This window comes from Pantoea sp. GD03673, assembly GCF_029844725.1.
Classification (GTDB): Bacteria; Pseudomonadota; Gammaproteobacteria; order Enterobacterales; family Enterobacteriaceae; genus Pantoea.
Genome location: NZ_JAOCKJ010000009.1, coordinates 172,853 through 193,005, shown reverse-complemented (window position 1 = coordinate 193,005; position 20,153 = coordinate 172,853). Strand labels below are relative to the sequence as shown.

At 56.2% G+C, this 20,153-nt stretch carries 17 protein-coding genes; 12 read left to right on the top strand and 5 right to left on the bottom strand.

Features of this window, described 5'->3' with window-relative positions; genetic code table 11:
- Window positions 1-38: 38 nt before the first annotated feature.
- Entirely contained in the window at window positions 39-2,588 is a 2,550-nt protein-coding gene (mrcA, locus tag N5J69_RS18160; RefSeq protein ID WP_279771988.1) for a peptidoglycan glycosyltransferase/peptidoglycan DD-transpeptidase MrcA, read from the top strand.
- Between the two features lie 55 nt (window positions 2,589-2,643).
- On the opposite strand, the gene nudE is transcribed toward mrcA, so the two are convergent.
- On the bottom strand, window positions 2,644-3,207 hold the full coding sequence (gene nudE / locus N5J69_RS18155) for an ADP compounds hydrolase NudE (protein ID WP_279771987.1): 564 nt from the start codon (window positions 3,205-3,207) through the stop codon (window positions 2,644-2,646).
- Between the two features lie 391 nt (window positions 3,208-3,598).
- On the opposite strand from nudE, the gene N5J69_RS18150 reads away from it, so the two are divergent.
- The 5 genes from N5J69_RS18150 (at window position 3,599) to pckA (ending at window position 9,757) form a co-directional block, all read left to right on the top strand.
- Entirely contained in the window at window positions 3,599-5,734 is a 2,136-nt protein-coding gene (locus tag N5J69_RS18150; RefSeq protein WP_279771986.1) for an intracellular growth attenuator family protein, read from the top strand.
- Window positions 5,735-5,790: 56 nt separating this feature from the next.
- Window positions 5,791-6,438 (top strand): GMP/IMP nucleotidase, encoded by a 648-nt coding sequence (gene yrfG / locus N5J69_RS18145; RefSeq protein WP_279771985.1) that lies wholly within the window; start codon window positions 5,791-5,793, stop codon window positions 6,436-6,438.
- Between the two features lie 13 nt (window positions 6,439-6,451).
- Entirely contained in the window at window positions 6,452-6,853 is a 402-nt protein-coding gene (gene hslR / locus N5J69_RS18140; RefSeq protein ID WP_033734209.1) for a ribosome-associated heat shock protein Hsp15, read from the top strand.
- A 50-nt stretch (window positions 6,854-6,903) separates the two neighbouring features.
- On the top strand, window positions 6,904-7,770 hold the full coding sequence (gene hslO / locus N5J69_RS18135) for an Hsp33 family molecular chaperone HslO (protein ID WP_279771984.1): 867 nt from the start codon (window positions 6,904-6,906) through the stop codon (window positions 7,768-7,770).
- Between the two features lie 367 nt (window positions 7,771-8,137).
- Window positions 8,138-9,757 (top strand): phosphoenolpyruvate carboxykinase (ATP), encoded by a 1,620-nt coding sequence (gene pckA / locus N5J69_RS18130; protein ID WP_279771983.1) that lies wholly within the window; start codon window positions 8,138-8,140, stop codon window positions 9,755-9,757.
- Between the two features lie 37 nt (window positions 9,758-9,794).
- Here pckA and envZ read toward each other — a convergent pair whose 3' ends face one another.
- Both envZ and ompR read right to left on the bottom strand, forming a co-directional pair.
- Window positions 9,795-11,162, bottom strand: a complete 1,368-nt coding sequence (gene envZ / locus N5J69_RS18125) for a two-component system sensor histidine kinase EnvZ (protein ID WP_279771982.1) — start codon at window positions 11,160-11,162, stop codon at window positions 9,795-9,797.
- Window positions 11,159-11,878 (bottom strand): two-component system response regulator OmpR, encoded by a 720-nt coding sequence (gene ompR / locus N5J69_RS18120; RefSeq protein ID WP_003853014.1) that lies wholly within the window; start codon window positions 11,876-11,878, stop codon window positions 11,159-11,161. Before ompR ends, envZ begins: the two co-directional genes overlap by 4 nt.
- Before the next feature lie 537 nt (window positions 11,879-12,415).
- Between ompR and yjbE the strand changes: the two genes are divergently transcribed.
- The 4 genes from yjbE (at window position 12,416) to N5J69_RS18100 (ending at window position 17,566) form a co-directional block, all read left to right on the top strand.
- Window positions 12,416-12,664 (top strand): exopolysaccharide production protein YjbE, encoded by a 249-nt coding sequence (yjbE, locus tag N5J69_RS18115; protein ID WP_279771981.1) that lies wholly within the window; start codon window positions 12,416-12,418, stop codon window positions 12,662-12,664.
- 184 nt (window positions 12,665-12,848) lie between these two features.
- On the top strand, window positions 12,849-13,322 hold the full coding sequence (gene greB / locus N5J69_RS18110; RefSeq protein ID WP_279771980.1) for a transcription elongation factor GreB: 474 nt from the start codon (window positions 12,849-12,851) through the stop codon (window positions 13,320-13,322).
- Between the two features lie 103 nt (window positions 13,323-13,425).
- Window positions 13,426-15,753, top strand: a complete 2,328-nt coding sequence (locus tag N5J69_RS18105) for a Tex family protein (RefSeq protein WP_279771979.1) — start codon at window positions 13,426-13,428, stop codon at window positions 15,751-15,753.
- A gap of 127 nt (window positions 15,754-15,880) precedes the next feature.
- On the top strand, window positions 15,881-17,566 hold the full coding sequence (locus tag N5J69_RS18100; RefSeq protein WP_279771978.1) for an alpha-amylase family glycosyl hydrolase: 1,686 nt from the start codon (window positions 15,881-15,883) through the stop codon (window positions 17,564-17,566).
- Here N5J69_RS18100 and N5J69_RS18095 read toward each other — a convergent pair whose 3' ends face one another.
- A complete protein-coding gene (locus tag N5J69_RS18095) occupies window positions 17,567-17,836 on the bottom strand; it encodes a YdgH/BhsA/McbA-like domain containing protein (RefSeq protein ID WP_279771977.1) in 270 nt (89 codons plus the stop codon). It abuts the gene before it with no gap.
- 170 nt (window positions 17,837-18,006) lie between these two features.
- Window positions 18,007-18,783: a pimeloyl-ACP methyl ester esterase BioH gene (bioH, locus tag N5J69_RS18090; RefSeq protein WP_279771976.1), complete on the bottom strand. Its 777-nt coding sequence runs from the start codon at window positions 18,781-18,783 to the stop codon at window positions 18,007-18,009.
- Between the two features lie 34 nt (window positions 18,784-18,817).
- Here bioH and gntX point away from each other — a divergent pair, with 34 nt between their 5' ends.
- Complete coding sequence (gene gntX / locus N5J69_RS18085) at window positions 18,818-19,498, top strand: DNA utilization protein GntX (protein WP_279771974.1); 681 nt, start codon at window positions 18,818-18,820, stop codon at window positions 19,496-19,498.
- Between the two features lie 58 nt (window positions 19,499-19,556).
- Window positions 19,557-20,132: a Fe-S biogenesis protein NfuA gene (gene nfuA / locus N5J69_RS18080; protein WP_009087718.1), complete on the top strand. Its 576-nt coding sequence runs from the start codon at window positions 19,557-19,559 to the stop codon at window positions 20,130-20,132.
- The last annotated feature ends 21 nt before the right edge of the window (window positions 20,133-20,153 follow it).

The following is a 20,153-nucleotide window of genomic DNA, read 5'->3' as shown; positions in this document are numbered from 1 at the left end:
TATAAACTGCTCAAACGACAACAGATGGGAAATTCCAGGTGAAGTTCGTAAAGTATTTATTGATCCTTACAGTGTGTTGCATCCTGTTGGGAGCTGGCTCGATTTATGGTTTATACAAATACATAGAGCCACAGCTGCCCGACGTAAACACGCTGAAAGATGTGCGTCTGCAAACCCCTATGCAGGTTTACAGCGCCGACGGCGATTTAATCGCCCAGTATGGCGAAATGCGCCGTATCCCTTTGACTCTGCAGCAAGTGCCACCCGTGATGGTGAAAGCGTTTATTGCGACCGAAGACAGCCGTTTCTATGAGCATCATGGTGTTGACCCGGTGGGTATTTTCCGTGCGGCCAGCATTGCGCTGGTCTCCGGCCATGCCTCACAGGGTGCCAGTACCATCACTCAGCAGCTGGCCCGTAACTTCTTCCTGAGCCCGGAACGCACCCTGATGCGTAAAATAAAGGAAGCGTTCCTGGCCATCCGCATTGAGCAGCTGCTGAATAAAGATGAAATTCTTGAGCTCTATCTGAATAAGATCTACCTCGGCTACCGCGCTTATGGCGTCGGCGCAGCCTCACAGGTCTATTTTGGTAAGCCGGTTGACCAGCTGTCGCTGAGTGAGATGGCGATGATTGCGGGTCTGCCGAAAGCGCCTTCTACCTTTAACCCGCTGTACTCGCCGAGCCGCGCCCTGTCGCGCCGCAACGTGGTACTGGCGCGTATGCTGGATCAGCATTACATCACGCAGCAGCAGTATGACGAGGCACGTAATACCCCGCTGGTGGCGAAGTATCACGGTCCGGAAATCGCCTTCTCGGCCCCCTATCTCAGCGAGATGGTGCGTCAGGAGATGGTGAAACGCTACGGCGACAATGCCTACACCGACGGTTACAAGGTTTACACCACCGTGACCCGCCGCCTGCAGGAAGCCGCTCAGACTTCGGTGCGCAATAACGTCATGGCCTACGATATGCGTCATGGCTATCGCGGCCCGACCAGCGTGCTCTGGAAAGTGGGTGAACCCGCCTGGGATCAGACGAAGATCGAGAAAACGCTGAAGGCGCTGCCGGTCTATGGTCCGCTCCATCCGGCCGTGGTCACAGAAGCACGCAGCGATGAAGCGACTGTGATGCTGAAAGATGGCAGCAATGTGTCGCTGGCATTAGCCGGTGTGCGCTGGGCGCGGCCTTATAAGTCAGATACCGTGCAGGGTCCGACACCGAAAAGCGTGACGCAGGTCCTGCAGGCGGGTCAGCAGGTCTGGGTGCGTAAAGTGGGTGACGACTGGTGGCTGGGCCAGGTGCCGGATGTGAACTCGGCGCTGGTCTCGCTGGATCCGAATGATGGTGCGGTACGTGCGCTGGTGGGCGGTTTCGCCTTTAACCAGAGCATGTTTAACCGTGCGACCCAGGCGCTGCGCCAGGTCGGTTCTAACATCAAGCCTTTCCTTTATACCGCTGCGATGGATCGCGGGCTGACGCTCGCCTCGATCCTGAACGATGTGCCGATTTCACGCTGGGATGCGGGTGCCGGTGCTGACTGGCGTCCGAAAAACTCACCGCCGACTTATGATGGTCCGATTCGTCTGCGTCAGGGATTAGGCCAGTCGAAAAACGTCGTCATGGTGCGTGCGATGCGTGCGATGGGCGTGGACTACGCCGCAGAGTATCTGCAGCGCTTTGGTTTCCCGGCTCAAAATATTGTTCACACCGAGTCGCTGGCATTGGGTGCGGCCTCGTTCACGCCGTTACAGGTGGTGCGCGGCTACTCCGTGATGGCGAATGGCGGCTTCCTGATCGACCCTTATTTCATTACGAAAATTGAGGACGAACAGGGCGGCACCGTCTTTGAAGAGAAACCGAAGATCGCCTGTCCACAGTGCAATCTGCCGGTGATCTACGGCGAGACCAAAAAAGCGCTGGCGCTTAACGAAGAGAGCGTCGAGAACGTTGCCGCCTCAAATAACAATCAGAACCAGGCCGTTCCTCAGCCTGAACTGGAGCAGGTTCCGGCTCAGTCACAGCAGGGTGAGCAGCACTATGCGCCGCACGTGATCAACACCCCGCTCACCTTCCTGATTAAGAGCGCGCTGAACAGTAACATCTTCGGCGAACCGGGCTGGCTTGGAACCGGCTGGCGTGCCGGGCGCGATCTCAAGCGTAATGATATCGGTGGTAAAACCGGTACCACCAACAGCTCGAAAGATGCCTGGTTCTCGGGTTACGGCCCTGGCGTGGTGACCTCAGTCTGGATCGGTTTTGATGATGCGCGCCGCAATCTGGGTCGCAGCACGCTTTCTGGTGCTATTCCAGATCAGATTTCGGGCTATGAAGGCGGTGCGAAGAGTGCGCAACCGGCATGGGACGAGTATATGAAGAGCGCGCTGGAAGGTGTGCCGGTGCAGCCGTTAACGCCGCCGGATGGCGTGGTCACGGTGACGATCGATCGCAGCACCGGCAAGCTGGCCAATGGCGGTGGCAACACCCGTCAGGAGTACTTCATCAATGGCACCCAGCCAACCGAATATTCGGTTCATGATGTGGGTACCACCATTATGGATAATGGCGAGAGTCACGAGCTGTTCTGATGTGACCTCCGCAGCCGCACAATAACAAAGGCCGACGTCAGTCGGCCTTTGTTTTTCAGTAATGTAACCGCCCCTGTTTTACCAGCCATTCACGCGCGAGGAATAGCGCACTGACATTACGTGCCTCGCGGAAATCGGGCTCTTCCAGCAGCGACAGCATATCGCTCAGCGGCCAGCGGTGGACAATCAGTGGCTCAGGCTCATCGCCTTCCAGCTTTTCGGCATAAAGACCTTCGGCCACCACAATGTTCATTTTGCTGGAAAAGTAAGAGGGGGCCATGGTGAGCTTGCCCAGCGTGGTTAACTGTTCGGCACCAAAACCAACCTCTTCTTTAAGTTCGCGCACCGCCGCTTCATTCACCGTTTCACCTGCATCGATCAGCCCTTTCGGAAAACCCAGCTCGTAGGTTTCCAGGCCGACGGCATATTCCTGAATCAGGATCAGATGGTCATCAATAATAGGCACAATCATCACCGCTTCACGTTCAGAGGGCTTCATTCGCTCATAAACGCGATGCGCACCATTACTGAAAGCCAGATCGACCGATTCAATGGTAAATAACCGTGAACGTGCCACGGCGGTGATATTGAGGATGTCAGGTTTTTTTGGAATTTTCATATCAGCCTCAAATTATTCTGCGCCGGCTATCAGGAGCGAATTAGCATACCTAACCACAGGCAATTGTGCGACAGTCAGACAGTGGCGTTATCGTTGCACAGATTACCGTGATTGAATAACAGCCTTTGGTTATCAGTTAAGACTAAATTTGCATTAGTCAATATGCTGCGATAAGTTTCAGATAATACCGATATTTAATCCAGTCGGTGCCGGTTACCATTCGGGCAAGGCAGGGTTTAATAAATGCCAGTCAGATATACGCTGGCACTATTTCATCGGGTGCCTGACTCCTCAGGGTTATATAATCTTCCGGAATGCCTCTTTTATAGTGAGCATAACCGGGAGCGAAAGTTTAAAGTGAAGGCAGCATTTTGGCTGAATTGAGCAGAGCATGAGCACAATCTTTATGATCCTGGCCATAGTGCTGACCTGTTCAATCCTGGCAGGCATTGGGTTCTGGTACGCTATGCGGCATCGCCCGCCGTTGGCGAAACCGCTGCCATTCATCAGTCCGCCCTGCCGTAAACTTTCCGCTCAGGAGCATGAGGCGGTCGATAAATATGTGGCGGCGCTGGAAAAGCAGCCGCGTACCGCGGTCACTGCCGATAAGCGAAGCGCATCTGAACGTCTGACGCTGACGGCGCAGAGCAATAATGTCTATCCGGTTACCCGCGCGATTACCCGCTACGGCCTCTCTACTGACGATCCCCATAAATGGCGCTACTACCTGGATGAAGTTGAAGTTCATCTGCCGCCGCTGTGGGAGCAGTACATCACCGACGAAAACTACGTTGAGTTAATCCGCACCCAATCTATTCCGCTGGTGATCTCACTGAACGGCCACTCGCTGGTGGATTATGCCGTGGACCAGCAATCGCTGCCGACGCTGATGCGTCCGGTGTCGACCAATGCGTCTATCCGCAAAGCAGAAACCGAAAATGTCGAACTGCTGCAGGTGCGTAAAGAGACAGCGGAAGAGTATCGTCTGTCGCGGCCAGACGGCACGCGTGAAGCGGTGATGATCTCCCTTGCCTTCTTACTTTTCTTCTTCAGCCTGTTAGTGCCCACCACGCTGATGATCTGGCTGGTGCTGACGGGCGCAGTCATGATCGCAGCCAGTCTGTGGCTGCTCTATCGCATTCCCGGTGAGCGCGGGCTGCGTGATATCCACTGCCTGCGCGGTGCGCCAAAGCGCTGGGGCCTGTTCAGTGAGTCAAATCAGGAGCAGAGCAACATCACGCTGGGGATTATTGACCTCGCCTATCCTCCGCACTGGCAGCCCTATGTCGCGCACGATCTCGGTCAGGTGACCGATGTGGAAATCTACCTCAACCGTCAGGTGGTGCGTCAGGGGCGTTTCCTGTCGCTGCAGGATGAAGTCAAAAACTTTCCTATCCAGCGCTGGCGAAAAAATGTGGTGCTGGCCTGTGGTTCGCTCATGGTGCTGACCATGCTGGTTACCTGGATCCCGCTCGGCATGCCAATTAAGCTCAGTCTGGCCTGGGCAAGGGGCACCGACAGTCTGGAAGTTAACAGCGTTGATAAACTCAGCAGCGTGCCTCTGAATATTGGCGACAACCTTAAGGTGAGTGGCACCGGCATGTGTTCGGTGCCGGACAACTACCAGAGCAACCGCAGCTACGCCTTTATGCCGTTCGACTGCTCGGCGGTCTACTGGAATAACGCCACGCCATTGCCGCAGCCACAATCGGACATCATTGATAAAGCCGCGGCTCTGCTGGATACCACAACAAAGCAGCTGCACCCGGAAACCAACACCGATCCCAAACTCAACCCGCAGCTGGCGTCCGCGATTCAGAAGTCCGGTATGATCCTGCTGGATGATTTTTCCGATCTGGTGATAAAAACGCAGGATCTCTGTAATCAGCCGCAGGATTGTATGCGCCTGAAAAATGCGCTGGTAAACCTGGGCAATGCCAAAGACTGGGAAGCACTGATGCGCCGGGCAGATTCCGGTCAGCTAAACGGCATGAATGTGCTGCTGCGCCCGGTGAGCGCGGAAGCGCTGGAAAACCTGGTCAATACCGCCACCTCCACCTTCTTTTTCCGCGAAACCCGTCGTGCGGCTGAAAATCTCAACAGCCCGCCGCCAGGGGGATTCCTGATCGTCAGTGACGAAGGCCGACAGCTGGTGAATCAGCCACAGCCCACCGTGTCGCTGTTTGACCTCGATCCGCCATCCCAGTGGCGCGAACTGCAACGTATCTCTGCCATGCTGCTGCATACGCCTTTCAGCGCCAGCGGTATCATCACCAGCATTTCAACCGATGCCAACGGTACACGTCACATCGCGCTGCACAATGAGCCGGATGCTATGGCACAGTGGCGCTATCTCGGCACCGTATTACTGCTGCTGGTGCTGCTGGCCTGCGGCGTGATCAATGGGCTGCTGGCGCTGCGCCGTATGCACCGTAATCGCCAGCGCATGGTCGATATCCAGCAATACTACGACAAGTGTTTCAACCATAACCTCGGCACTTTGCAGAGCGTGCGCTCGATATTCTGAGCCCTGCCCTTCTGTGCTACCCTGTCGCCCGGTTTTTTACAGGGTCTGACGCGACGATGTTCAACTGGTCTGAGATTGATACCGTGCTGCTCGATATGGATGGCACGCTGCTGGATTTGGCGTTTGATCGCCACTTCTGGCTGGAGCATGTACCTGAACAGCTCAGTCAGCAACGCGGCATCACCCGCGCGGAAGCCGACGCGATCATCACGGAAAAGTATCAGGCCGTCGCCCATACGCTAAACTGGTATTGTCTGGATTACTGGACAGACGCCCTGTCGCTGGACATCCGCGCCATGACCTGGGCGATGCGCAGCCGGATTGCACTGCGGGACGATACGCTGCCTTTTTTGCAGGCACTGCGTCGTGCGGGCAAGTCCACGATTCTGCTGACCAACGCGCATCCTTACAATCTGGACGTCAAACTGGCGCAGACAGGTTTAGCGCCGCACCTTGATTTATTACTTTCCACCCATACCTTTGGGTATCCGAAAGAAGACCAGCGTTTATGGCAGGCGGTACAACAGCACACCGGCTTTTCTGCGTCGCGCACACTGTTTATTGATGACAGCGAAGTGATTCTGGATGCGGCGAAGCTATGGGGTATCGGCGGATGTTTAGGCGTGAAGAACCCCGATTCGGGCCGTCCTGAGCAAACCTTTCAGCGTCACCGCGCCACGGACGATTACCGGACGCTGATCTGAGTCAGGAGCAGCAATGAAAGAGAAAAGTAGCGAAGAAGTCCGCCTCGATAAGTGGCTGTGGGCTGCACGCTTCTACAAAACCCGGGCGATGGCGCGGGAGATGATTGAAGGCGGCAAAGTGCATTACAACGGCCAGCGCAGCAAACCCGGCAAAGTGGTTGAGCTGAATGCGGAACTGACACTGCGTCAGGGCAACGATGAACGCACCGTGGTGGTCGCGGGCATCACCGCGCAGCGCCGTCCCGCCAGCGAGGCTCAGCAGCTCTATCGCGAAACCGATGCCAGCATTGAAAAACGCGAAAAAATGGCGCAGGCGCGCAAAATGAATGCGCTGACTATGCCCCATCCCGATCGGCGACCAGACAAAAAAGAGCGTCGCGATTTGATGAAGTTTAAATTATCGGGTGATGAATAACGCCGTCTTCCCTGACGCACCATCGCCCCGTCCCAGTGAGAGAAAAAAATATGTCAGTCCAGGATCAACTGCACCGTTATCTGTTTGAAAATGCCGCCGTGCGCGGCGAGCTGGTGAACGTCTCTGACACCTGGCGTGAAACCGTGAAAAACCACGACTACCCGGCACCGGTCAAAACGCTGCTGGGCGAGATGCTGGTCGCCACCAGCCTGTTGACCGCTACGCTGAAGTTTGATGGCGAAATCACCGTGCAGCTGCAGGGTGACGGTCCGCTGTCGCTGGCGGTGATCAACGGTAACAACAATCAGGAGCTGCGCGGCGTCGCACGTATCAAAGGCGATATCCCGGACGACAGCACCCTGAAAAGCATGGTCGGCAATGGCTATCTGGTGATCACCATCTCCCCTGAAAAGGGTGAGCGTTATCAGGGTGTGGTCGGGCTGGAAGGAGACACCCTGGCGGCGTGCCTGGAAGATTACTTCATGCGCTCAGAACAGCTGCCCACGCGGCTGTTTATCCGCACCAGCGACAAAGGCGCTGCCGGTATTCTGCTGCAGGTGCTGCCCGCGCAGGATACGGAAAAAGAGGTCTTTGAACACCTGGCGACACTGACCGAAACCATTAAAACCGAAGAGCTGATCGATCTGCCTGCGAATGAAGCGCTGTGGCGTCTCTATCATCAGGAAGAGGTCACCCTTTACGATCCACAGCCGGTGATCTACAAATGCACCTGCTCGCGTGAACGCTGTGGCGAAGTGCTGACCACGCTGCCGCAGGAAGAAGTGGATGAGATCATCGCGGAAGATGGCAAAATCGACATGCACTGTGACTATTGCGGCTCAAATTATGTGTTTGACGCAGTGGATATTGCCGGCATCCGCAGCCACTCTCTTGAGAATAATGACCGACTGCACTGATTAATCGGGCGGCGTCTGCCGCCCCTTCTCCCCTCCCCCTGCCTATCCCCATAATTTTTCAGACAAATTATCTTTTTTTACTTTCATAACATCTTTTAAACGTTCGAAACATGGTCTTAACGCGCCCTGGGTCGCATTTTTAGATGACTGCCCTTTTTCCCTTATCGCAGAAGAGTAAACTGCGCGCGATCGTGCAAACGCCCGGAAGCCAGAGGCATATGCCCTGAATCGCCCGGTTATCTTTGCTGGCTGTCGTAACGATGCGCAGTAAACGTCAGTGCTTCACCGCACCCGATACGACAGCCGGTGGCACGATCCCAACCTATCTCTGCTTTGCAGAACAGACACCGATTTAAGGAGCAGTAAAATGCGCGTTAACGGCCTGACCTCGCAAGACCTTGCCGCTTTGGGCATCGTGGATACCACGGAAGTGGTTTACAACCCTGATTACGACACGCTATTTCAGGAAGAGACGCGCCCGGACCTCGAAGGTTTTGCTCGTGGCACCCTGACGCAGAGCGGCGCGATTGCAGTAGACACCGGGATTTTCACCGGGCGATCGCCGAAGGATAAGTACATTGTGCGTGACGACACCACGCGCGATACCCTGTGGTGGAACGACAAGGGCACCGGCAAAAATGACAACCAGCCTCTGTCGCAGGAGACCTGGAACGCGCTGAAAAGCTGCGTCACCCGCCAGCTATCCGGCAAGCGTCTGTTTGTTGTCGATGCCTTCTGTGGTGCCAATGCTGATTCACGTCTGAGCGTACGTTTCGTCACCGAGGTAGCCTGGCAGGCGCACTTCGTGAAAAACATGTTCATCCAGCCCACCGACGCTGAACTGGCCGACTTCACACCCGACTTTGTGGTGATGAACGGGGCCAAATGCACCAATCCTGACTGGCAGGCGCAGGGTCTGCACTCGGAAAACTTTGTCGCCTTCAACCTGACAGAACGCATGCAACTGATTGGCGGCACCTGGTACGGCGGCGAGATGAAGAAAGGTCTGTTCGCCATCATGAACTACCTGCTGCCACTGAAAGGCATCGCCTCGATGCACTGTTCCGCTAACGTGGGTAAAGCGGGCGATGTGGCGGTCTTCTTCGGCCTCTCCGGCACCGGTAAAACCACGCTCTCCACCGATCCCGAGCGTCAGCTGATCGGCGATGATGAACACGGCTGGGATGATGATGGCGTGTTTAACTTCGAGGGCGGTTGCTACGCCAAAACCATCAACCTTTCTGAGCAGGCTGAGCCGGAGATCTACCGCGCCATTCGCCGTAATGCACTGCTGGAAAACGTGGTGGTGCGTGAAGATGGCAGCATCGATTACGCCGACGGCAGCAAAACAGAGAACACCCGCGTCTCTTATCCGATCAATCACATCGACAATATCGTGCAGCCGGTCTCAAAAGCGGGCCACGCGAAGAAAGTGATTTTCCTGACCGCCGATGCCTTTGGCGTGCTGCCACCGGTTTCCCGCCTGACGCCGGAGCAGACGCAGTATCATTTCCTGTCAGGCTTCACCGCCAAACTGGCCGGTACTGAGCGTGGCGTGACGGCACCGACCCCGACCTTCTCCGCCTGCTTCGGCGCGGCATTCCTGACGCTGCATCCGACGCAATACGCTGAAGTGCTGGTAAAACGGATGGAGGCGTCCGGTGCGCAGGATTATCTGGTCAATACCGGCTGGAACGGCAGCGGTAAACGCATCTCCCTGAAGAATACCCGTGCCATTATCAATGCGATCCTGGCGGGTGAGCTGGATGATGCACCGACAGAAACCCTGCCAATCTTTAATCTGCAGATGCCGGTTGCACTGGGCGAGCTGGACAGTAACACGCTCGATCCGCGTCACAGCTGGGAGAGCGAAGAGAAGTGGACCGCTGCCGCCGAAGATCTGGCACAGCGCTTTATTGATAACTTCGACAAGTACACAGATAACGCCGCAGGTGCTGCACTGGTGAAAGCAGGCCCGCAACGCTAAAAGAACCGGCGCGGCAATAAAAGCCGCGCCGCGTTTATCAGCCTGATACGCTGTTGCTGCCGTTATTGTGGCTCAGCGCCATATTCTCCATTAACGGCAACCAGGCACGAATACGTAATCCCCCGCGTTCGCTCTCGCCAATTTCCAGCGAGCCCTGATGGGCATCAATAATACGCTGCACAATCGCCAGGCCCAGACCGGTCCCGCTGGTGCTGCGGGCGCTGTCGCCCCGCACAAACGGCTGGAACAGATGCGCCAGCTGATCCGGCTTGATGCCAGGCCCGTCATCTTCCACCTGGAACCAGGCGCGATGCAGTTCACGTCCGCTGCTGACCTTGATCCAGCCATTGCCGTAACGCGCAGCGTTAACCACCAGGTTAGCCAGTGCCCGTTTAATCGACAGCGGGTTAATATCCAGCATTAACTCTTCCGGCATCACCGCATTTTCGATTTCACGTTCATAGCCGCTTTCCGCCGCCACCACTTCACCCAGCACGCTGTTCAGGTCGGCGCGCTCGGTCTGCATCTCCTGACCGGTTCGCAGATAGTCGATGAACTGTTCAATGATGGCGTTGCACTCTTCGATATCTTTATTAATCGATTCGGCCAGATAGCCATCCTGCTCGCTCATCATCTCGGTAGCGAGACGAATTCGGGTCAGCGGCGTACGCAGATCGTGGCTGACGCCCGCCATTAACAGCGTGCGGTCATCGGCCAGCTGCTTCACACCGGCCGCCATCTGGTTAAAAGCGCGGGTCACCGACCGCACTTCTGACGCGCCATATTCGCGCAGTGGCGGCGGAATAATCCCGCGCCCGACCTGCAGGGCGGCATGCTCCAGATCGACCAGCGGTCGGTTCTGGATGCGGATAAACAGCCAGGCTCCGCCAATCGCCAGCAGCATAATCGCCAGGGTGTAGCGGAACAGCGGCGAGAAGTCGCCCTGATGAATCTCTGTCAGCGGCACCCGCACCCAGATATCGGGTGACAGCCAGGTTTTCAGCCAGACCACCGGCGAGTTTTTATTCACCTCAACCCGGACATCGGTCGGCCCGCCAAGCTGCTGCCCCATCTGCTCGCTCAGGAATTCATAGTGCTGCGCCCAACGCAATCCGCTCTCCTCTGCTGCTGCATTGGTGTAGAGCGAGATCCCCAGTTCGCGGTAGATTTCCCGGCGGAACGCCGGGGGCACTTCCAGCTGCGTGCCATCTTCCAGCTGCAACCGGTCGGTCATCAGCATACGCACTTCGTAAGCGAGCACCTTATTGAACTGCTGCAGGCTGGGAAGAATGGCGAAGTTCAGCACCACCAGATAGGTCGTTACCAGGCTGACAAACAGCAGGGTAACGATCAGCAGCAGGGTGCGGGCAAACGAACTGCGTGGCGAGAAGCGCAGTCGCTTCATGCTTTACTGCCGTCCGGCACAAAGACGTAGCCCAGACCCCAGACGGTCTGGATATAGCGCGGATGTGCCGGGTCCTCTTCCACCATGCGACGCAGGCGGGAGATCTGGACGTCGATAGAACGTTCCATCGCACTGTATTCACGGCCACGCGCCAGGTTCATCAGCTTATCGCGTGACAGCGGCTCACGCGGATGGCTGACCAGGGCTTTCAGCACGGCAAACTCACCGCTGGTCAGCGGCATCGGCTCATCTTCCCGGAACATCTCGCGGGTGCCGAGGTTAAGTTTGAATTTACCGAAGGCGATAATGGCCTCTTCCTGGGAGGGTGCGCCTGGCAGCTCGTTGGCCTGACGGCGCAGCACCGCACGGATACGCGCCAGCAGCTCACGCGGATTAAAGGGTTTAGGAATATAGTCGTCAGCACCGATTTCCAGCCCCACGATACGGTCCACCTCTTCGCCTTTAGCGGTCACCATAATAATGGGCATCGGGTTGCTCTGACTGCGCAGACGACGGCAGATAGAAAGGCCATCTTCGCCTGGCAACATCAGGTCGAGCACCATCAGATGAAAGGATTCACGGGTTAACAGACGATCCATCTGCTCGGCATTAGCGACACTGCGCACCTGAAAGCCCTGCTCGGTGAGATAGCGTTCAAGCAGTGCACGCAGACGCATATCATCATCGACGACCAGAATTTTGTAGTTCTCTTGCATTTTCAACTCCCAAAGGCGCTATTGCCTGAGCCAACATTGTTAAAAAAAGATGCCTTATAGTGACAGTCATTATTGGTTTATATTCTAGCCAAAATTGTTACAAAGCATATTAAACAGGAGCTTATATTTGAATCCGGGTCATTTCGGGCCCGTTTTAACGCGTTTCTCCCCGCACAGCGCCTGATACGGCAAATCTGAAAAAACGGCCCTGTTTCTCTGTATGGCTGGCGTCAGAAGCGAGCCAGTTTTTAATCAACGAATCAATTCAGTGAGTTAGCAGATAATTTGACTTAATGATCAGCCATCACGGCTGATAAGCTCCAGATAATCTACCTCAGGAGTCAGGCGGCAGCATAATATTCCAGCAAACCCCTCTTACACCTCACGCTCCTCTCGGAATAGTTTCAGGGGTGTCATCAGCAAGGCCAGTTTAAAGTAAAGTCCTTTAAATCAATCAGTAAAGCCAACTTTTCGCCCTCTCCGTTTTCAACCAGACTGCTCTGGCGACATTCGACGTCTCAACGGGGATTACACACAATGAAAAAAACAATTTTACTGCTGAGCGCGCTGGCATTAAGCAGCGTTAGCCCAGGTTATGCTGCCACAGCTACCGGTGAAGCAGCCGGTGCCGCAGCGACAACAACTGCAAAAGGTAACTCTGACGCCATCGGTGTTGGTGCAGTCGCAGCCGTGCTGGGCGTTGCGCTGGCTACCATGGGCGGCGGCGGCGGTGACGGTCACAGCACCGGCACGTCGACCACCACGGCGACCCACGCCGGAAAATAACATCAGGCACCCTTTTTACCCGCTTCAGATAACGGGTTTCAGTTTGCTATTGAGCACCAACCCTTTCGCCGCCGGGGAAATCAACGTGGGTTTTTAGCCTTTAAAAACCCTTTCCCCGACTCTTTTTTGCCGCGCCCTGTTTGCCTTACACTGTTGCCCTTGAGATCTCTCTGGCCGGTATAGCATGAAAACCCGACTTATTACCCGCGAAGGCTTCGATAAGCTGAAAGCGGAGCTCGACTATTTGTGGCGTGAAGAGCGACCAGAAGTGACGAAAAAAGTCACCTGGGCTGCCAGCCTTGGCGATCGCAGTGAAAATGCTGACTATCAGTACAACAAAAAACGGCTGCGTGAAATTGACCGCCGCGTACGCTATCTGACCAAAAGTCTTGAACAGCTGCGTATTGTTGATTATTCACCTCAGCAGGATGGCAAAGTCTTCTTTGGTGCCTGGGTAGAAATTGAAAACGAGGACGGCGACCTCAAACGTTTCCGCATTGTGGGCTACGATGAGATTTTTGGCCGCAAAGATTACATCTCTATCGACTCGCCGATGGCGCGGGCGCTGCTGAAAAAAGAGGTCGGCGATGCCGCCACCGTCGAGACGCCGCTGGGTCCGGCGCTGTGGTATGTCAACGCGATTGACTACCCGCAATAACGATTCAGATTATCGCTGAAAGCCGCCCGCGTCTCTGGCAATTTTAACCATCAATCCGTATAACTGTCGGCTATTTCTCAACCCGGAAAGCAAGACAGTCCTGATGATGAACGTTCTGAGCCAGATAATTGCCAGTGAGCTACAGGCGCGTGCCGAGCAGGTTGACGCCGCCGTTCGCCTGTTAGATGAAGGGAATACCGTGCCGTTTATCGCACGCTATCGTAAAGAGGTAACCGGCGGGCTGGATGACACCCAACTCCGCCAGCTGGAAACCCGCCTCAGCTATCTGCGTGAACTTGACGAGCGACGCCAGTCGATTCTGAAGTCGATTGACGATCAGGGAAAACTTACCGACGACCTCGCCCGCGCCATCAATACCACCCTCAGCAAAACCGAGCTTGAAGACCTCTACCTGCCTTACAAACAGAAACGACGCACGCGGGGACAGATCGCGATCGAAGCGGGTCTGGAACCGCTGGCAGACACCCTGTGGCAGGACCCGTCTCATACGCCTGAGCAGCTGGCTGAGCAGTATGTTGATGCTGACAAAGGCGTCGCCGACGTCCGTGCCGCGCTGGATGGTGCCCGCTACATTCTGATGGAGCGTTTCGCCGAGGATGCCGCCCTGCTGGCCAAAGTGCGTAACTATCTGTGGAAAAATGCCCATCTGGTGTCACGCGTGGTGGAAGGTAAAGAGGAAGCGGGCGCGAAGTTCCGTGACTACTTTGATCACCACGAAGCGCTGAGCACCGTGCCGTCGCACCGTGCGCTGGCGATGCTGCGTGGCCGCAACGAAGGCGTACTGCAACTCTCGCTGAATGCCGATCCGCAGTTTGATGAAGCCCCGCGTGAAAGCCACGGCGAAACCCTGATTGCTGAGCATCTTAATCTGCGCCTGAATAACGCCCCTGCCGACAGCTGGCGTAAAGCCGTCGTGAGCTGGACGTGGCGCATTAAGGTGATGCTGCATCTGGAAACCGAACTGATGGGCACGGTGCGCGAACGTGCAGAAGATGAAGCGATTAACGTCTTTGCCCGCAACCTGCACGACCTGCTGATGGCAGCACCGGCTGGCATGCGTGCCACCATGGGACTGGATCCCGGCCTGCGCACCGGCGTGAAAGTGGCGGTTGTCGATGCCACCGGCAAAGTCGTGGCGACCGATACCGTCTATCCGCACACCGGCCAGACTGCCAAAGCCGCAGCCGCGGTTGCGGCACTCTGCATGAAGCATCAGGTGGAGCTGGTGGCGATTGGCAACGGCACCGCTTCCCGTGAAACCGAGCGCTTCTTCCTGGATCTGCAGCAGCAGTTCCCGCAGGTTACGGCGCAGAAAGTGATTGTCAGTGAAGCCGGTGCATCGGTCTACTCGGCCTCTGAACTGGCGGCACTGGAGTTCCCGGATCTCGATGTTTCGCTGCGTGGTGCGGTGTCGATTGCCCGCCGTCTGCAGGATCCGCTGGCTGAGCTGGTAAAAATTGACCCGAAATCGATCGGTGTCGGCCAGTACCAGCATGACGTCAGTCAGAGCCAGCTGGCGAAGAAGCTCGACGCCGTGGTGGAGGATTGCGTAAACGCCGTCGGCGTTGACCTTAATACCGCCTCGGTGCCGCTGCTGACCCGCGTCGCGGGCCTGACGCGCATGATGGCGCAGAACATTGTCGGCTGGCGTGATGAGAATGGCCGCTTCCGGAACCGTCAGCAGTTGCTGAAAGTCAGCCGTCTTGGGCCAAAAGCCTTTGAGCAGTGTGCGGGCTTCCTGCGCATCAACCACGGCGATAACCCGCTGGACGCCTCAACCGTTCACCCGGAAGCCTACCCGGTGGTGGAGCGCATTCTGGCGGCCACCGAACAGGCCCTCAGCGATCTGATGGGCAACGCGGGCAGCCTGCGTAATCTTAGCGCCCGCGATTTCATCGATGAGCGTTTTGGTCTGCCGACCGTCACCGACATCATGAAAGAGCTGGAGAAGCCAGGCCGCGATCCACGTCCTGAATTTAAAACCGCACAGTTTGCGGAAGGCGTTGAGACGCTGAACGATCTGACGCCAGGCATGATCCTCGAAGGTGCCGTCACCAACGTCACCAACTTCGGTGCGTTTGTGGATATCGGTGTACATCAGGATGGCCTGGTCCATATCTCCTCGCTCTCTGACCGCTTTGTGGAAGACCCGCATCAGGTGGTGAAAGCGGGTGATATCGTCAAAGTGAAAGTGATGGAAGTCGATCTCCAGCGCAAACGTATTGCCCTGACCATGCGTCTTGATGAGCAGCCCGGCGAAGGCAATGCCCGTGGCGGCGCGAAAAACGCCGCCCCGCGTGAAGATAAACGCCAGACCGCCGCGAAAGGTCGTTCGCGTCCGGTGAGCGCGTCCGCAGGTAACAGCGCGATGGGTGATGCGCTGGCCGCAGCCTTCGGTAAAAAACGCTAAGCTTTTCAGGGGCCATCTTCTGGCCCCTTCTTAACGCCCTCGACCCCGGTTGAAAATCCCCGCCATCGCGCTACGCTAAAAAGACGCCTGTCATAAAAACAACACCTGCTGTGGCACCCAATTCACAATGGAAACGATCACCGATCTGATTGATAAGATTTATGCTGGCACCTTTCCCGACGCGACGCTGGCGCGCCTGCTGGCCGACATCGCGACCGCCCGGAAGGCGATTAAGCTACCGCGCAAAGCACACTGGGATGAGCAGGATGTGGTACTGATTACCTACGCCGATCAGTTTCGTGAAGCCGGTCAGCCTGCGCTCCGTTCTTTTTCCCGTTTCTATCAGCAGCATCTGCAATCAACTTTCCCGCTGGTTCACCTGCTGCCCTTTTTCCCCTGGTCGTCGGACGACGGCTTTTCAGTGATTGATTACCATCAGGTCGATCCGGTGTGCGGCGACTGGCAGGATATTGCGCGGCTGCATCAGGAAACCCGGCTGATGTTTGATTTCGTCTGCAACCACATGTCGTCGCAGAGCGCCTGGTTCCGCCACTTTCTGGCGCAGGACCCCGGCTGGGACGATTTCTTTATCAGCATGCCGCCCGCCACCGATCTCAGCGCCGTGACGCGTCCCCGAACCTCGCCGCTGCTGACGCCGTTTACGATGGCAGAAGGCGAGACCCGTTTTATCTGGACCACCTTCAGTGCCGACCAAATCGACCTTAACTTTGCCAATCCTGAGGTGTTGCTGCGCATGGTCAACGTGCTGCTCGACTACCTGATACGTGGCGCTGATTATGTGCGCCTCGATGCGGTCGGCTATATGTGGAAAACGCCCGGCACGCGCTGTATTCACCTGGAAAAAACCCATCAGCTGGTGAAGCTGTTTCGTGCCATTGCCAACCATGTCGCGCCAGGCACGGTGATTATCACCGAGACCAACGTGCCGCATCAGGACAACATCAGCTATCTAGGCAACGGGCACGATGAAGCACAGATGGTCTATCAGTTTTCGCTGCCGCCGCTGGTGCTGCATGCCCTTCACACCGGATCGGCGCGCGCGCTGCGACAGTGGGCCAGCACCCTGGATCTCAGCAGCAACGACACCACCTTCTTCAACTTTCTGGCGTCACACGATGGCATCGGGCTTAATCCGGCGCGCGGCATTTTGTCTGAAGTGGAGATTGTGGCACTGGTGCGCGATCTGGCACTGGAAGGCGCACTGGTCTCCTATAAAAACAACCCGGACGGCACCACCAGCCCCTATGAAATCAACGTTACCTATCTGGATGCGTTAAATAGCGAAGCTGACGACGATGCCACGCGGCTGAAACGCTTTTTGCTGGCCCATGCGATTCTGCTGGTTTTTCCTGGCGTGCCAGCCATCTATATCCAGAGCATCCTGGGCGGTCGCAATCATTATGATGGCGTGCGGGCCGCCGGACACAACCGGGCGATAAACCGGCAAAAGTATGATTTACAGCAGATTGAGACGGCGCTGGCAGGCGGTGACTGGCTGCGTCAGCAGGTCTACACCCGTCTTGGCCAGTTAATTCAGTTACGACGTCGCCAGCCTGCCTTTCATCCCGATAATCCGATGACGATCTATGACAGTGAAAACGCCCTGCTGGTGCTCCGTCGTCATCAGGCGGACAGCGGCGACGGGCTGCTGTGCGTGTTTAATCTCAGTGGACGGTCAGTGGAGACGCAGCTGCCGGTGGCGCATACGTTACAGGATGTGGTGAGCGGAGAGAAAATTGATGGCACCCAGCCGGTTAAGCTGGATGCCTGGCAGTTCATGTGGCTACGTTAATTACTTGTAGACTTCAGCGGTGGCGCTGAACTTACCGTGTTCGCGACCGGCGATCACCAGGTAATATTTACCGCCTTTTTCGTCAGCGAGCTGAGACAGCACTTTTTTGGCATCCATTGGCGAGGTGGTTTCCGCGGTGGTATTCACGGTGCCAATCTTCTGCAGGTTCATTGTCTTAACTTCTTCTTTGGTGACTTCTTTCGCTGCCATCGCAGAAAATGAAATCGCGCCCATCATCATTGAAGCCACAACCCATTTAAAAATCTTCATTATGTTTACCCTCATTCATGATCCATTGTGAGATGTAAGCAGCCGCTAAACGCGCAAGGCAGTATGGAACGGCATAGTCCTTTCCGTGACTAATCACATAAAATTGCAGCGGCCTCGCTCACAGAGAGAAGTATTGCTGCTGTCTGAGATTTTGCCAATGTAAAGCAACATTATCCCGGTAAATCACTGATAAAGTTAACAACATGCTGACAAAAGGTATCAGGATGGGAAATAAAAGGCGCATGCGCTGCTTTTTCGATAACCACCGACGGCGAATCTGGCAACATTTCATCAATGTCAGCGGCTATCCGGCGCGGCACCAGTCCATCTAATGCCCCGTACAGCCGCAGGAACGGCAGGGTAATATCCGGTAATGCAGCGCGCAGATCGACCTGACGCAGAATCTCCAGACCGCCATCCAGGACCGCCACTTCCGGCATCGGTTGTGACAGCACCACCTCTTTCAGCTGCCGTGCATCAGCGCGAGCCGTTTCAGTCCCCAGCGTCTGCAACGCCAGAAAGCGCTCCACCGTGCGCTGGAAATCGTTGCTGAGCATCTGCTGAAAGTTCTGCAGCGTCTCCGGTTTAATGCCGAGCCAGCGATCTGTGGCGGTGAAACAGGGTGACGAAGCCACGGTGATCAGTGCGCCCAGCTTGTCTGGGGCGGTCAGCGCCAGCTGCGTTGCCACCAGCCCGCCCAGCGACCAGCCCATCACAATGGCCTGCGGAGGCAGCGCAGGCAGCACCTGCTCAGCCATCTGCTCCAGCGTCAGCGCGCCGAAATGCTGGCTGCGGCCATAACCGGGCAGATCGACCAGATGCAGGCGATAGTGCGTGCTGAGTCGCGGAATAATGCTTTGCCAGACTTCGGCGTTCAGTCCCCATCCGTGCAGCAGCACAAGATCGCGTTTTCCTTCTCCGCAGGTGTGCCAGTAGAGCGACGTCATCAGTTACTATCCCGAAAATGATAAGGAGGTCGCTATGCTAACAATGCCCGCCCTGTGTTGGCTATGCCGGATGCCATTACGCATCGCCCGGCACGGCATCTGCAGCCACTGTCTGCGCGGATTGCCGCCGTTACCGTTGCTCTGTCCGCGCTGCGGATTACCCGCAGGCTCTGTGAAGGTCGCCTGTGGCCGCTGCCAGCTTAAGCCACCCGCCTGGCAGGCGCTGGTCTGCGTTAATGACTATTGCCCGCCGTTCAGCCAGTGGGTTAACCAGCTTAAGTTTTCTCACATAACCGCACTCAGGGTGATGCTGGCGCGGCTGCTTTTGCTAAGCTGGCAGAAGGCTTACCGGCGTGGCAGTGCGCCCCGTCCCGATTTGCTGCTGCCGGTTCCGCTGCATCGGCGACGACGCTGGCAACGCGGCTTTAATCAGACGGTCCTGCTGGCTGCACCGCTGGCGCACTGGCTGGGATGTGAATGGCGTGAAGGGCTTTCGCGCCAGCGAAGGGGCGCATTACAGCATCAACTCAGCGCCCGCCAGCGCTGCACCAATTTACGCGGTGCTTTCCGCCTTGAAATGGCGGTGCAGGGACGCCATATTGCCCTGCTGGATGACGTCATTACTACCGGCAGTACCGTAGATGAAATCAGCCGTCTGTTACTGGCGCAGGGCGCGGCCAGCGTGCAGGTCTGGTGCCTGTGCCGTACCTTGTAGAGCGTCATTGATGGGCGTATTATAACCAACTAAATTAGTCAACTATTGAGCAATCGACATGATCCGAATTACTGACTCTGCCCAGGAACATTTTTCTAAACTGCTATCCAAACAAGAAGATGGCACCCAGATTCGCGTATTCGTGATTAACCCGGGTACGCCAACCGCAGAATGTGGCGTCTCTTACTGTCCGCCCGATGCGGTTGAAGCCACCGACACTGAACTGAAGTTCGAAAAGCTCTCTGCCTACGTTGATGAGCTGAGCAAGCCGTATCTGGAAGATGCGGAAATCGACTTCGTGACCGACAATCTCGGCTCACAGCTGACGCTGAAAGCGCCGAATGCCAAAATGCGTAAAGTCTCTGATGATGCGCCGATGGTTGAGCGCGTGGAGTACCTGCTGCAGGCGCAAATCAACCCACAGCTGGCGGGCCACGGTGGTCGCGTTTCGCTGATGGAGATCACCGATGACGGCTACGCCATTCTGCAGTTTGGCGGCGGCTGTAACGGCTGTTCGATGATCGATGTGACCCTGAAAGATGGCATTGAGAAAGAGCTGCTGGCCGCCTTCCCGGAACTGAAAGGCGTGCGGGATATTACCGAACATCAGCGCGGCGAACACTCGTTCTACTGATGATAAAGCGCGGCAGCCCCG